Here is a 14,119-nt window from a genome sequence, read left to right on the forward strand (position 1 = left end):
TCCGCCCCGAAGCGATCCTGCCATCCCATCCCAGGAACATGCGCTGTCACCACTCCAGTGCACCGGGTACCTTTGACACCCGATCCAGCCTGCCCTTGCCCAAATCATCGCCTGTCCAGGCCCTTTCACCTGTCTACTGATCTCATAGGCAGCCTTCTGATACAACAACGCATACAGGTTATGGAGCAGCCGATACGGCAAACCATAATAATCGGCATGCTCTTCGATCACCTCACCGAAATCAGTTTTGATTACCGCAACCCCGAGCTTGAGGAGACGGGCAAGCAAATCCTGGTACCACCGCACCGCTTTTGGATTGGTAAAGTCAATGTTTCCATCGAATTCCACTTCACTGAAATTTGATCCCAACACGACATGCTCACTTTTCTCAGCTATATAACGGTTCTTTTGTGCTACCGCATAATGCTTGGTATCTTTTGCAATACAAGGAAGTTGCCAAAGACTTATCTTGATCCCTTGTGCTTCCATTTCTTTCAGATACGATTCGGGCTCCGGGAATCTGGTATGACTGAATTCCCATTCACATTTCCAATCTTTCTCAAACCAACCGGTATCGATATGAATTACATCGCAAGGGAACTTGCCGTCGCGCATCCTTTGCACGACAACCCGGGTCTCATCAGAGGAGAAATAGCTCATCCGGCTCATCCACGTCCCATACGACCAGAAAGGAACATCGGCAGGGAATCCCGTGATCATCCGATAACTGTTGACTATCCGCTCAACCGACCCCCCTCCGATGAAGAACAGATCCAATACGTCATCCTCCACCACCGCTTGGGCGGCACGACTCGAGATATCTGCCAAGGAGAGTCTCACAGAACCGGAAGTCATGATCAGAAGCCCATATCCTGTACTGGAGAGGTAGAAGGGCACGTTTTTATACGCGCGACGGCTGTTCACCCCGAGTCCATCAGTATTTTCCAGAACAAACGTCCTGCCAGAGAGATTCATGGACGCAAAACGTTCGCCGGTGCCGGCAAATTTTTCATTCTGTCCAGCATGTAATGAATATGCCCATCGATGAACAGCAGCATCCCGTTCAACGAACGCCAAACTGAAGGATTCCGATTGTGTAGGGAAAAAATCGTCATATGCTATGAAGGGTACCGACACCTTGCCATCGGCCAGCACCTGTGCATCAAAGGTCTGCGGTGGCTCAGGTTGCAGCGTACTCCATACCTGTATTGGACGTTGCTTGGTATTGATGCGCATTCGCATGTCGTCTTGTGAGTCAAACAATTCCCACCCTGCATCCGTCTTCGTTGCATGAAGCAATTCTCGTTTCAGTGAGGGGTCCCATGCAAACATTGGGTTCTTCTGGTCATCAGGGAGTTGCCCGTTCTTCGAAACCGTCAATCGAACAATGGAGGGGCCATATGCACGTACCACCATATAAGCTTTTTTTACAACTTCGGGAGTTTTTAGGTGAAGAAACAGATTCTTCAGTTCCTGTTGGAAAAAAGGAAGTTCAATGACTGTGCCCGCTTCCGAATCCCGGACTGAACACGGCATGCCGGATCGGTAGATCGACTCCCTCTGTGCCTCCGGGGCATCCTGGTCCAACATATCAAATACAAACCGATTCTTTTGTTTCATACGAGTATTCAACCTTTCTTGCATCGAGATTCAAAGAGACGTCATCCTTTGACCGCACCACCATACGCTCCCATGGTGATCTGCCGTTGAAAAAAAGCAAACAAGAGCAAAGGAACCAGGGAAGCAGACAAAATGGCGGCGGATAAGATGGTATCATCAAGCCCATATTGCCCCTGAAGCATCCCGATGCCCTGGGTAATCGTCCGTAACCCTTCTGTTTGGAGTAACAGCAAAGAGAACGGCAGCTCATTCCACATGGATTGGGTTCCGATGATGATGATGATTACGAGCATGGGCTTTGCTATGGGAACCATGATGTAATACAACATCCGGTATACACCGGTACCATCCAATCGGGCTGACTCGACTATTTCCATGGGCACGGTGGCATAATATGTGGTCATGATATAGGTCCCGAACGGCCCGAAATATGCCACCCAAACCAAGATCAATCCGAGATAATTATTGACCAGATGCAATTTCCGGCAAATTTGGAAAATTTGGATGGAAAGCAACATCTGGGGGAAAATCATGAGAAACAAAACAGCAAGAAACAAAGGAAGGCGGAATGGGAACCGCAATCTTCCAAACGCAAAACCTGCGGTAATGCAAACAAATAGATACAACAGCAACCCGGAAGGGATGAGAAGGCAACTGTTCAAAAAATATTTGAGCATATGCCCTTTCACCCAAACATACGAAAAGTTGCCGAGTGTCGGGGCCTGTGGGAGCAACAACTTGTTGTTTACGTATTCTGAAGCATCTTTCAAGCTGGTGATCAAGATGAAGAACAACGGGTAAAGAGCCAATACGGCAAATATCCCCAGCACCAGATACATGATCGATTTGACGGTTCTTTGGTATCTATTGAACATCTGAATTCTTCCTCATCAGCGCGACCTGAAAGAATGCGATGACTGCACAGACCAGGAACAAAACACTCGCCCAGGCACTCGCATATCCCATGTTGAACGCAATGAAGCCTTCATTATAGATTCCATATTCCAAGGTGAATGTGGCAAAACCAGGACCTCCACGTGAGAAGGTATATATGAAGGAGAATGCACGCGCGAGAATTTCTATAAACGACAGAACCACCCAGAACTCGATGGAAAATCGGATGGAAGGAACGGTGACATTCCAAAAAGTACACCACCAAAGAGCACCATCGATTTTCGCGGCATCATACAATGCCTCATCAATGCTGCTCATCGCTGCCAGAAAGAAGATGCATCCAAAGCCCAGACGCAGCCAGACCCCATACACCAAACCGAGCGTATTGAGCGCCAATTTCGGGTTGCTCAACCAGTCAAGGGCAAGGAAATGCAAGCCCAGACCTGACAGGACATTATTCAACGGACCCAATTTCCTGAACATGATGCTGCAAATCATTCCCATGATTACATACCCGAGAATGTTCGGAATATAGAGGATCGCCCTGAACAACGACCACCCTTTCAAACCTTCCCGCAACACTGCAGAAATAAGGAGGGGGAGCATGACCCCCAGCGGGATGTAGAGCAACAGGGTCAACGTATTCCTGATGGAGGTCCAGAACGTTTCATCCTTGAACATGGCTGTATAATTTTCCAACCCGATGAAGGTCGCCTTCCCCATTCCTTTCCATTTGAAGAAACTAAGGTACACATTGGCAACCACAGGATAAAGGATGAATACCAGCAAGAGCACAAGCAATGGCGCCACAAGCATATACGGTTCCAACAACTCGCTCTTTATTTTGGATGGTTGAGTTCTCACATGCTGCCCCTTGCAAAAGTATGGGTTGCCGGAATACAAATTTCAATTCCAAGCAACCCATCGTATAACCAATTACTTGCTGTTCTGAACGTTATTCAACATCTTTTGGGAAGATTCAATGAACTTGTCGAGACTGATCTCATTGGAGACAAACGCTTGAGCGCAATATCGGTCGAAATTGCCATTCGCATCCTCGTTCAACAAGAGTGTATTGAAATCCAAGACAAACGGCCTCTGCAAGATTTCAGCCACCAAGGGATATCCCAAACTCTTGATGTCAACATTCTTGTTCGGGGACAATGCTCCGGTCATTCCCATCCAAATGGCATTGCCTTCGCCACGAGCGTATCCTTCCACCACCTTCATGGCTGCTTCAGGATTTTTCGACCACTTCATCACACTGTAGCCGATTCCTGCCGGCTGGCCGACCTGCTGGTCCTTGTACTTCGCCTGGGGGAAGTTGATGGTCGGGAAATATCCGACCCCATCCTTTCCCAATGCATCGCCGAACACTTTCCAATGGCATACATCAGAAAGCAAACCAATGAACATGGCGCCCTTTCCAGCAGCAAAATTGTTGGCGGCATCCATGAAATAGGGGGTCGACGTACCCGCGGGATCGATATAGCCTTTCTTGAACAATTCCTGCACAATCTCTGCAGCCCGCTTGAATGCTGCATTGCCTGCAAAATTTTGCTTTCCTGTTCCAAGGTCCTTCACATCGGGACCATAGATGTTAGCAACAAAACACCGGAACAGAAAGTCAATGGAATACGGGCTTCCCTGCAGCCCAGCTACAATAGGTACGATGCCGGCATTTTTCAGCTTCTCGCAAGCTGCCAAGAAGGCATCGAGATCAGTGGGGGCCTTGTCAGGATCCAGACCGGCCTGTTTGAACAATGCCTTGTTGTAATAAATGCCAAAACCTTGGGTCGTCAACGGGACCATGTGAACGGGTTTGGCGGCATCACCACCTGAAGAGCAATATGCCCAGCTGAACTCTGAGATTTCTGATCTCCATGGCTCGATATACTTGTCCAAGGCGATGGTATAGTCATCAAACTCATACGCCTGGACTCCACCATGGAACATTACCACATCAGGGCCTTCTCCTGCTTGTACCGCCGCGCGGACCAATTGGTAATAATTGTCGTTCGGCTGTCCAACATGCTTGATCGTAAGCCCGGGATTGTTCTGCATGATCAGATCATCGATTTTTTTCATTGCAGGTTGCACACCTTGGACATCACCATACTTGAAGTCCCAAATGGTAACCACCGCGTTACCCGCATTCTGCGCTGCACCTGCCTCCTTGGTTCCTGCAGACCAGAGCATCAGGGACGGCAAAACCAAAAGAACGAGACACACAACCTTGATTCGGACTCTCATACATTCCTCCTATTGCACATCAACATGGATGTTGAATGCTTTACTGTTCACGTTCGCCCCCACATCAAGCCAGTATATCCCATCCTCCCATCAGGGCTTGCATTGCATGAAAACGGAAGGGATCCGGCCTATCATGAAAAATGCAATATAAACGCTAAACATTATTTTTATGCATTTTTAATTTAACCGCTTAAATTACTATAGGGGTACTATCTTGTATCTGTCAAGGATAATTCAACACGTTTTAGCCGGAAGCTGAACAGAGCGGATACGGAGGGTCAGCTGCTCTCTCGTTCGACAAGCCGGGTCTGAATAATCTCATGGGAAGGCTGGATACGTCTCTTCTCTATGACATCAACCAACAATTCAGCTGCTTTCGATCCTATCTCGTATGCTCCCATATCCAAACTTGTAATGGCAGGGGAATGAATACGGGTAATCATGGTATTGCCGGCACTTACCACGGCAACCCGGGAAGGCACCTGGAGGTTGTTCTCCTTCAGAGCCCGGAGAACACCAACGGCAATGGTATCGTTGAAAGTGACGACAGCGGTAAAATCGGGGATATCCTTGATGGTTTGCATGAAGATACGATACCCTTCTTCCTCCAGCATGGGAACATTGATGATCCATGCATCCGAATACCGTACATTGTTGTCATGATATGCCATCATGTACCCGATCTTACGCTTCTCACTTTGCGTATATTCGATCGATCCGTTGACCAGAATTATTTTCCTATGCCCTTTTTTGATAAGGTAATTCACTATTGCATAGTAACCTGCAGTCACATCAGCATCTACATAGAAGGAATCTTCCCGCTCATTTGGTGTACCGATGACCACATACGGTATGTTCCTTTGCCGAATGTGATTGATATAGACATCATTGATGCGTGGATTCATGATCAAAGCCCCGTCAATCGGCTGCGTCAGGTTCAGATCAGGATGATTTTTTGTCTTTTCATTCAGGTAATCGGCATAGAGGTGTATCTGATACTTCTTGACATGGAGGACATCAAGCACCCCTGCCAGGATATTATTGAAAAAATAATCCTCACGGATATTCTGCGAAGGGGAAGCATACAGGCCTACTGTCCACGTCTTGTTGCTTGCCAGATTCCGGGCGGTAATACTTGGACGGTAATCCAATTCTTCAACAGCCTTCAGAATCTTGTCCGTCACCTCTTGGCTGATTTTTCGTTTCCCAGATAGCGCATAAGAAACGGTTGCCGCAGAAACTCCGACTTTTTGTGCAACTGTCTCAATGGTTACTTTTTTCATATATTCCTTTCAACGAATTGTTAAACGCTTAAATGAGTTTAAGGTGAATAATTCAATTCGTCAACCGGTTTAATTGAAAATTGAGCGGTTCTGATCCCGTTGTATCCGGCAAATCTTGCAAAATCAGCAGTACGGTGCCAGACTGGAACCGATGATCGGCAAGCTTTTGTCGAGAAAACGGGAGGATACACCATGAAATCAATAAAAAGTCTGGTACTTGGCCTTCAGCACATCGGAGTTCCCACGAATTCCATGGAGAAAACCAAAGCTTTTTACACAGCATTAGGGTTTGAAGTCCTGTATGCCACGGAACACAATAAGGAAAAAGTCACGTTTCTCAAACTGGGGAATGTGGTGATTGAGACGTATGAGAACAACCAGGCGAACATGCAGCATGGGGCGATCGACCACGTTGCCCTCAATGTAAGCGATATTGATGCCGTCTTTGCATTGGTACGGGACCTCGGCTACCCTGAACTTGAGAACGGCATCCAATCACTTCCCTTCTTTGCGCATGGAGTCAAGTTCTTCACCATAGAAGGTCCGAACAAGGAAAAAATCGAGTTCTCACAATATCTTTGATCTGCGTATCAGCATTTCCTGATCGGATGCCTGATAACTGTCTTTTGCTGTGTACCGGCAACTTTGCGAGGATCGGATAGGTAGATCTCATGATGCCTGCGTGTCTGAGTAAAATCCAAAGTATACTGTTCTGCATCCATGAATGCATGCATGATCGCTACTGTCTCGGGTTCCGTATCAAACGGGCCGATGTGCATGGCCTGTACGCATAGTCCTTCCTCGAACTGCAGCAATTCTACTTCTGAGCAATCGAGTTTTTTCTTGCGCAGCACTTCCGTCTTCGCCCACGCTACATCCTCTTGCCGGATAAACTCTGGAAGTCTGATCAGCGAGATGAACGAAAGCAGGTTCTTCTTTTGGTAATCCATCCCGGCAATACCATCCTGCCACCAGAATCCTTCCAGAGGAGGAACCACATACTCGAAAAATCCTTCGATCGGATGATCACTGCGACCACTCATCTTCAAGGTATAGGCAACGGCATACAACAAGGTGATGCCTCGCTGGTAGGGGCCTCCTTCCTCGTTGGGATCACCGGTTCCCTGAAATGCCAGATACTGCATGGCAGGAACCTTGATGATTTCCGGTTTGCGGGCGGGGAGATAGAATTCCTTGTATGCTTTCTTGAAATCAAAGGCCATACACCCACTCCTTCCTGTACGTCCACAGTAAGCTCAGCATACTCTCATGTATGGAATATCGCAAGCTTTGAAGAACAAATGAAGAAAAAAACGAAACTTCTTTGTGAATCGGAGAAGCAGGGATAGGAATCCCTGCCCCTCCCATGTGTTAGACTTCCAATGGAATGAATGAGAAGGTTGTCACATCGAAGAGCCCCATATCGGTCAGCTTGATCTCAGGGATCACGGCCAAGGACATGAAACACAAGGTCATAATCGGCTCCACATCCGAATTGACATGCAATTGCCGGTAGGCAACCTCATGCAGTTCGGTAAGTTTCGCATCCACCCACTCGCCACTCTGGTCGCTCATGATACCGCCTACCGGCATCGGCATTGCGGCAAGTGTGGATCCTTCCTTTACCAATACCATTCCGCCGTTTTGCTCGATCAAGGTCTCCACCGCATAGGCCATATCATCGTCATCGACACCAACAACGATAATATTGTGCGAATCATGTGCAATGGAGATCGCAATGGCCCCTTCCCTGATCCCATACCCACGCAACAAACCAAGGGCAACATTTCCCGTGGATTGATGACGCTCAACTACAGCCACCTTTACGACATCCAGAGTTGGATCGTACAGAAACCGACCCATTGGATCACGTTTCACCCGTACTTGTCCTTTTGCTGTGACGACACTTCCAGGAAGAATATCGATGGTATGCACCAAATCAGAATGCAGAGCCAACTCCAATTTCTGCTTCGAGAAATCCTTCACATGAAAACTGCCACGCACTGCTTCGATGCTGTGTCGATGCACCGGCAATTGATATACACCATCTTTGGCAGCACATTTTCCCCCGATGTAAACCGACCTTACCTTGAATTCCCCAAGATCCTCAAGCAGGACGATATCCGCTTTCAGTCCGGGCGCGATGGCACCACGATCATACAAATGGAAGCATTCCGCTGCATTCAGGCTAGCCATCTGCAGAGCAACAATCGGGCTGATCCCCCCTTGCACCAGCATCCGCAGATGTTCATCCAGATGGCCTTTCTCAAAGATGGTTTTGGGCTGGCGGTCATCGCTACAGAGCAAGCAACGCTTACTGTTGTATGGGGTTATACCCTTCATAAGCTTGGAAAGCTCATGACAGGCCGAGCCTTCCCGAAGCAGGACATACATGCCCCGTGCAATGCGGTCCTGCATCTCATCAACAGTCGAACACTCATGATCGGTATGAATCAAGGTGGCGGCATAGGCATTCAAATCTTTTCCCGACAATCCAGGACTGTGCCCATCCACCAGCTTGCCTACCGTTCGGGCGAGCAGAAGTTTCTCAAGCGCTCCTTCCTGAGCAGACACTACTCCGGGGAAATCCATGAATTCCCCCACCCCGAGGATGCGATCATCAACGATGGGTTTTCGCATTGCATCTGCGTCAATCCGGGCTCCGGAGTGTTCAAATGGTGTCGCCGGTACACAGGAAGGAATCATGAACCGAATATCCAATGCCGTTTCATTCGCCGCATCCAGCATATATGAAAGCCCGGGGATCCCACAGACATTCACGATCTCATGTGGATCGGCAATGATGGTGGTGGTTCCGTAGGGGACCACCAAACGCCCCATCTCCTCAGGAGTAACGTAGGACGATTCAATATGAATATGGCTGTCGATGAACCCAGGGGCTGCATACAGTCCCTGGGCATCAAACTCCTCGATACCCGAATATGAGCCCAAGCCCGCGATGACACCGTCACAAACGGCAATGTCCGTCTCCGTGATGACGCCGCTGTATACATCAACAACCTTGCACTGCTTGATGACAAGATCAGCAGGAAGACGACCTGCGGCGACATCAACCAATCGTTTCAATTTCTCGGTATCCGTCACAGCAGTTGGACCTCCTCCCCATATTCAATAAATAGTTGATCGATGAGCGCCTGACCGGCACGGGCGATGAACCCGTCCTGATCAAGAGGGCGCAACGGCTTGATCTCCACATCCTTGACATCCCTTCTGCCACGTACCATCACCCGATCCCCAAATTGCTTGATCAAAGCATACCGGGCAGACTCATCGATATAAATTGAATGTTCATCAAGAGGAACATCCTCGTAGGAACGCAAGACACGCACGCATTTAACATCCATACTACTTTCTCCTTAGACGTAGTCGTACCGACGAGGCACATCCATGATTTTTTCATGACTGAGATGAATCGCATAACATACTGCAGCTGCAAGCACATACCCCACGGCATACGGGAAACTCATCGTACCCATTCCCATCACCAAAGCCGGGGAGTGGATGAAACCGAAGAATGCAAGCAGTGCAGCAACCAGAAAACCGAGTGCCGCTTTGTCCAACCGCCGGTCGATGATGAAGGCGACTACAGAAGCCCAGAGAATGCTGGTGATGATGGCCCCACTATGCATGGCGACCACACCTTTCCACACCACACCGTAGTTGATCATAGCCTGGGAAATCTCATCGGTACTGTTCATCGTCATGGTCTCTTCCAGATATATGCCGAATGCTCCCAACGCATCCCGAACATAGGTGAACAGCACATCGGCAACATGGGGGATCAGTGCAATGGCCAATGCAGCCCCATACCGACGCGGGACATCCGTGTATGCCTGGACCAACATCAGCATGGCACACCAAAGGAACGTAATGGAAGCAACAACAGCAGGCATCAAGGAATTCATCAAACCATACAGACCGAAAACCGATGACAACGCGTACAGGATTGCAGAAATCCAGGAATACGCAATCCCGGTCTCACTTTTCTTCAATCCTGCATGCCCCAACCACACGGTATTCGGAACAATGGAACCGAAGAGGGCGGAGATCATGGTGCACACACCGTCAATGATCTGGGTATGTCCTACATTGTATTCATCCCCGGCGGCAATAGCCGACTCCACATTGTCCATGGTTTCTATGAAATTGTAGACCTCAATGGGGATGATGACACTCAAGAAGGGAATGATGTAGCGAAAGCCCTTCAGCACTGCGGTGACGGAAAGAAGAGGAAGCGAAACACCCAAAGTCGAGGTATCCACCTGGACTCGTCCAAGCACCAACGCCCAGACGATACCGAACACCACCGAAACCAGAAGCATTGGAATCCTACGTTTGAATACATACCCTCCGATCAATCCAATGATGGCGATGATCACCACCGGCATACCAAGAATCGGATCATGATACACCTCGAACAAACCAGCCGTAGCCATCCAGACCAAACCGATGCCAGCCACCGTTCCCAGCATGGCTACCCGAGGGATCAAGCGCCGGATAAAGGGGCCTACGAATCCTCCGATCATCTCTATAAACCCGCCAAGGAAACAGGCGGCGGTAGCAGCCATCCAGCAAACTTCAGGGGAGAGCCCGGAATAATGCAAGGGATAGATAACCCCATACAGATAGACGAACATAGCCGGTGTGGAGACCCCTGAAGGGAGGGCGGTCACATCGTGATGCCCTGTTTTCTTCGCCAACCGATACCCTTGCCAAGCATAGGCAAGACAGCCCGCCATCAACCCGACCGATAGCCCGGGCAAGACCCTCCCAAAAATAATGGAATCAGGCCAACCTATACCTTTTAGTGCATAGGCTATAATAATGAAGTTGATTAAGTTCCCAAAATACGAGTACACAACTCCGCCGAGATCTCCCGGCCGGAACAATCCAGAATATCCAAGAGTTCGTTCCATATTTGTCATCCTTTTGTGTGTTCATGAAGAGAAAGAATCGGATTAAAAGTTGCCAAGGCAATACAATCAATCGGACCAATGTCGGTAATCGCATAATCTGGAATTGCCGTGATCGGCAGGAAGAACATGTACATCAAGGGTTCGGGCAAGGTGCATCCAAGTGAACGCGCAGCCGAATCCATCTGTTCTTCCCGATCAGACACCTCCTTCGGATCGAGATCACAGACGATGCCACCCACCGGCAGCGGGAAGAAATCGATTACTTTTCCGTCCTTCACCACCACCTGCCCGCCGCCTTCTGCTATCAAATGATTGACGGCAATCGACATATCGAGGGCATTGGTACCCAGAACAATGAGATTGTTGTCATCAGGAGCCGCAGAAGATGCCATTGCTCCAGCCTTCAATTTCCAACCGGAACAGAAGGCAAGCGACTTGTTCCCATTGATCCCGAATCGCTCCAAAACCGATACCATCGACACATCCTGCTCTCTGTCAGGTTGGACCACGTGGTCCACAACATCGAGCATGACATCTCTTCGCTTACGCACAAAGGGGCCTTTCACATCCATGGAAAGGACTTCTGCCTTCCCATTGGCAATATCTACCCGATATTCAAAATCCTGGGCAGTAGTCATCCTGCACCTAAGAGGACTGGACAAACGGCTGCTCCGTTTTGGGGCTTTGAGTTCATACGTCAGCTTTCCGTCCTGTGCCACCAATGTACCGTTGGCAATTACGGTTTTCACGTTGAACGATGCTGGATCATCAACCAATAGAATGTCGGCGATTCGTCCCGGCGAGATGGAGCCGACAAGATGGTCGATCCGATAGGCTTCCGCACTGTTTATCGTACCCATCTGAATGGCGGTAATCGGATCAATTCCAGCCTCTATCGCAAGTCGTACCAAGTGATCGACATGCCCTTTTTCCACCAGGTCTTTTGCCGTCACATCATCGGTGCAGAAACTCACCCGTCGGGCAAGAGCCGGATTCACCTCAGTGACCGAACGGATGTTTTCCTTGAGAAAATGGGTTACCGAAGATTCTCGGATAACCATATGCATACCTTTGCGCAGTTTTTCCACCACTTCCTCATGATCATAACTTTCATGATCAAGCCTCACTCCGCTGCAAAGATATCCATTCAAATCATTTCCTCTGGCCATCGGGGCGCATCCAAAAATCGGGAGCCGATTCTTGAAGGAAAGAGAAAGAGCGCCAAGCGTATCCTCATCAAGCTCCTGCACTGCTTCCCGGACAGTCTCCCAAACACCAAAACACTGCGGCCACGTCTGCACCTGTGCATGCACGTCTTTCGTGATATTGCAGGCGATTGTTGAGGTAGGAAAGGTATACGGTGTCTTGTACGGTGCACCCCAGAAAACTTTCAGGGGACTCAGTTCGATTTCTTTGAAAATTTCCTGCAACCCTTCCAATCCGGCAACAGAGATGTACTCATCCAAGCCTGAAATCATGCTTGTGGTACCTGAAGGGACAATCGCCTTCGCGAAACTGGTGATACTGAGTTTACTGCACTCGCTGTGAATATGTCCGTCAATGAGTCCGGGAACCAGATAGCGGCCCGAAGCATCAATGATGGCGGTGTCTTCCCCAATATAGGATGACACATCCCCTACTCCAACGATCATGTCTTGATAGATTGCGACATCCGCAGGATAGATTTCCGCGGTCATGACATTGACCAACGTTCCATGTAGGATGACTGTTTGGGCAGGAATTTGTGCACGACCTGCACGGATTACCTGCCTCAAGTTCTCAATTGTTCGTTTCATCGTGAATCCTCCAATCGATCAAAATTCAGATACTCCGGCCTTTCGGCGAACCGGGCTTCCCGTCCCGCAGTACGTATCCAGACGAATAGGGTAAGGTGGAGGTATTACTACAAATCAGGCTTCCCGTCCTGCTCCAACACTTGTGGAATTTTGTGGATTGGCCGCACAAGGTGACATACAGCCACGAACCAGGCCTCCTTACCTGCTTGATACGTTGTGTATTGGATTTGAGAAACAGCGGCTTCATATCAACGACATGGACCAGGCTTCCCGTCCTGCATCTCCGCTGCCACGGAATTATAGATATAGTGTTAGGACGGATTTTGTTATTTGTAAAGGAAAAAATGTGATGCAAACAGCAATTTTCTTCCCCATATCTCCAGTAGAATTCAGATATTTACATCAATTTCATACCTATTTAGGAATATTTTACCACCTATCAATTAATTTGCATATACACGGTGCAACGAACAAACCACCGTCAGTCATCCATCTGATATTCGAACAAGTCCCCCGGTTGACAATCGAGCGCCTTGCAGATTGCTTCCATCGTACTGAGACGAATGGCACTCGCTTTGCCTGTCTTGAGATTTGAGAGATTCGCGATGGTGATGCCAACTGCGCTGGAGAGCTCGGTAAGTGACATTTTTCGGTCGGACAGCACCCTGTCCAGACGGATGATGATACTCATACTCGCCTCCTACACCGTCAGATCTTGCTCGTCCTGAAGCAGTTGTGCATAACGGAACAGGCGGGAAAGGACCAAGAGCAATACTGCATAGATGGCTTGTTCAGGAATCAGCTGAAATGAGAAGGAAACAAGCGGTGTATACGCAACAGGAAGTTGCTCGACAGCCAAAAACCAAAGCCCCTGTTTCAGATATGCAATAACAAGGATTGCAAAGCCCATATCCCGGACCAGAGGGGAAAGATCTGCAACAAATCGGGCATTCGCTTTCACCAATGCCAAAGTACGATACAGGCAGAACAAGAAAAACAAGGCAGACAATCCTATGGCGAGAAAGAGAAGATAATATCCGACAAAGACCATCCATGATACAGCTTCAAGATCCAATTGGAATCGCAAGGCATCAGACATCAGGATGAGCGGCAAGTGTGTACCGCCGCTTTGCAGTGCAACGACTATGCTATAGGTCATGACGACTGCCAACGCAACAGAACCGATGAGCAGGGAAAGAAGGACAATGAGTTTCAACAACTTCAGATACGAGGGAATGGATGCATGCATACTCAGCTCCTATTTATCGTATTACGATTATTTTTTATCGTAATTCGATAAATCTGTCAAGCTGAATACAAAGAACTGAAACATGTG

13 protein-coding genes are annotated in these 14,119 nt (G+C 48.6%); 1 reads left to right on the plus strand and 12 read right to left on the minus strand.

Going from position 1 to position 14,119, the window contains the following annotated elements:
* The 5 genes from AB7C91_RS09495 to AB7C91_RS09515 form a co-directional block, all read right to left on the minus strand.
* A partial coding sequence (locus tag AB7C91_RS09495) for a TIM-barrel domain-containing protein (RefSeq protein ID WP_428590943.1) occupies positions 1-1,620 on the minus strand: 1,620 nt, incomplete at its 3' end.
* Between the two features lie 41 nt (positions 1,621-1,661).
* Positions 1,662-2,495, minus strand: coding sequence for a carbohydrate ABC transporter permease (locus tag AB7C91_RS09500; protein WP_332447034.1), 834 nt, complete (start codon positions 2,493-2,495; stop codon positions 1,662-1,664).
* Positions 2,485-3,378 carry a carbohydrate ABC transporter permease gene (locus tag AB7C91_RS09505; protein WP_428590946.1) on the minus strand — a complete coding sequence of 298 codons (894 nt, stop codon included), beginning with the start codon at positions 3,376-3,378 and terminating at the stop codon, positions 2,485-2,487. Before AB7C91_RS09505 ends, AB7C91_RS09500 begins: the two co-directional genes overlap by 11 nt.
* Before the next feature lie 72 nt (positions 3,379-3,450).
* The gene (locus AB7C91_RS09510) at positions 3,451-4,767 is read right to left on the minus strand and encodes an ABC transporter substrate-binding protein (RefSeq protein WP_428590949.1); all 1,317 of its coding nucleotides are present in this window, start codon (positions 4,765-4,767) and stop codon (positions 3,451-3,453) included.
* Between the two features lie 278 nt (positions 4,768-5,045).
* Positions 5,046-6,050, minus strand: coding sequence for a LacI family DNA-binding transcriptional regulator (locus AB7C91_RS09515; protein WP_332447031.1), 1,005 nt, complete (start codon positions 6,048-6,050; stop codon positions 5,046-5,048).
* A 192-nt stretch (positions 6,051-6,242) separates the two neighbouring features.
* Here AB7C91_RS09515 and AB7C91_RS09520 point away from each other — a divergent pair, with 192 nt between their 5' ends.
* A complete protein-coding gene (locus AB7C91_RS09520) occupies positions 6,243-6,632 on the plus strand; it encodes a VOC family protein (RefSeq protein WP_332447030.1) in 390 nt (129 codons plus the stop codon).
* A gap of 8 nt (positions 6,633-6,640) precedes the next feature.
* On the opposite strand, the gene AB7C91_RS09525 is transcribed toward AB7C91_RS09520, so the two are convergent.
* The 7 genes from AB7C91_RS09525 to AB7C91_RS09555 all read right to left on the minus strand — a co-directional run bounded on the left by AB7C91_RS09525 (position 6,641) and on the right by AB7C91_RS09555 (position 14,032).
* Positions 6,641-7,273 (minus strand): GyrI-like domain-containing protein, encoded by a 633-nt coding sequence (locus AB7C91_RS09525; RefSeq protein WP_332447029.1) that lies wholly within the window; start codon positions 7,271-7,273, stop codon positions 6,641-6,643.
* A 148-nt stretch (positions 7,274-7,421) separates the two neighbouring features.
* Complete coding sequence (gene ade / locus AB7C91_RS09530) at positions 7,422-9,155, minus strand: adenine deaminase (protein WP_428590953.1); 1,734 nt, start codon at positions 9,153-9,155, stop codon at positions 7,422-7,424.
* A complete protein-coding gene (locus AB7C91_RS09535; protein WP_428590956.1) occupies positions 9,152-9,415 on the minus strand; it encodes a hypothetical protein in 264 nt (87 codons plus the stop codon). Before AB7C91_RS09535 ends, ade begins: the two co-directional genes overlap by 4 nt.
* A gap of 12 nt (positions 9,416-9,427) precedes the next feature.
* Positions 9,428-10,834, minus strand: coding sequence for a xanthine/uracil/vitamin C permease (locus tag AB7C91_RS09540; protein WP_332447026.1), 1,407 nt, complete (start codon positions 10,832-10,834; stop codon positions 9,428-9,430).
* Between the two features lie 158 nt (positions 10,835-10,992).
* Positions 10,993-12,783: an adenine deaminase gene (locus tag AB7C91_RS09545; protein WP_428590959.1), complete on the minus strand. Its 1,791-nt coding sequence runs from the start codon at positions 12,781-12,783 to the stop codon at positions 10,993-10,995.
* Between the two features lie 481 nt (positions 12,784-13,264).
* Positions 13,265-13,474 (minus strand): helix-turn-helix transcriptional regulator, encoded by a 210-nt coding sequence (locus AB7C91_RS09550; RefSeq protein WP_332447024.1) that lies wholly within the window; start codon positions 13,472-13,474, stop codon positions 13,265-13,267.
* A 9-nt stretch (positions 13,475-13,483) separates the two neighbouring features.
* Complete coding sequence (locus tag AB7C91_RS09555; protein ID WP_332447023.1) at positions 13,484-14,032, minus strand: DUF2975 domain-containing protein; 549 nt, start codon at positions 14,030-14,032, stop codon at positions 13,484-13,486.
* Positions 14,033-14,119: the final 87 nt, after the last annotated feature.

The sequence above is a fragment of the Sphaerochaeta sp. genome (genome assembly GCF_050256055.1).
Taxonomy (GTDB): Bacteria; Spirochaetota; Spirochaetia; order Sphaerochaetales; family Sphaerochaetaceae; genus Sphaerochaeta.

What these genes read in the sequence shown, in the direction of transcription:
- AB7C91_RS09500 (WP_332447034.1), bottom strand. Translation starts at nt 2,495, where the DNA reads ATGTTCAATAGATACCAAAGAACCGTCAAATCGATCATGTATCTGGTG.
- AB7C91_RS09510 (WP_428590949.1), bottom strand. Translation starts at nt 4,767, where the DNA reads ATGAGAGTCCGAATCAAGGTTGTGTGTCTCGTTCTTTTGGTTTTGCCG.
- AB7C91_RS09515 (WP_332447031.1), bottom strand. Translation starts at nt 6,050, where the DNA reads ATGAAAAAAGTAACCATTGAGACAGTTGCACAAAAAGTCGGAGTTTCT.
- AB7C91_RS09520 (WP_332447030.1), top strand. Translation starts at nt 6,243, where the DNA reads ATGAAATCAATAAAAAGTCTGGTACTTGGCCTTCAGCACATCGGAGTT.
- AB7C91_RS09525 (WP_332447029.1), bottom strand. Translation starts at nt 7,273, where the DNA reads ATGGCCTTTGATTTCAAGAAAGCATACAAGGAATTCTATCTCCCCGCC.
- AB7C91_RS09535 (WP_428590956.1), bottom strand. Translation starts at nt 9,415, where the DNA reads ATGGATGTTAAATGCGTGCGTGTCTTGCGTTCCTACGAGGATGTTCCT.
- AB7C91_RS09545 (WP_428590959.1), bottom strand. Translation starts at nt 12,783, where the DNA reads ATGAAACGAACAATTGAGAACTTGAGGCAGGTAATCCGTGCAGGTCGT.
- AB7C91_RS09550 (WP_332447024.1), bottom strand. Translation starts at nt 13,474, where the DNA reads ATGAGTATCATCATCCGTCTGGACAGGGTGCTGTCCGACCGAAAAATG.
- AB7C91_RS09555 (WP_332447023.1), bottom strand. Translation starts at nt 14,032, where the DNA reads ATGCATGCATCCATTCCCTCGTATCTGAAGTTGTTGAAACTCATTGTC.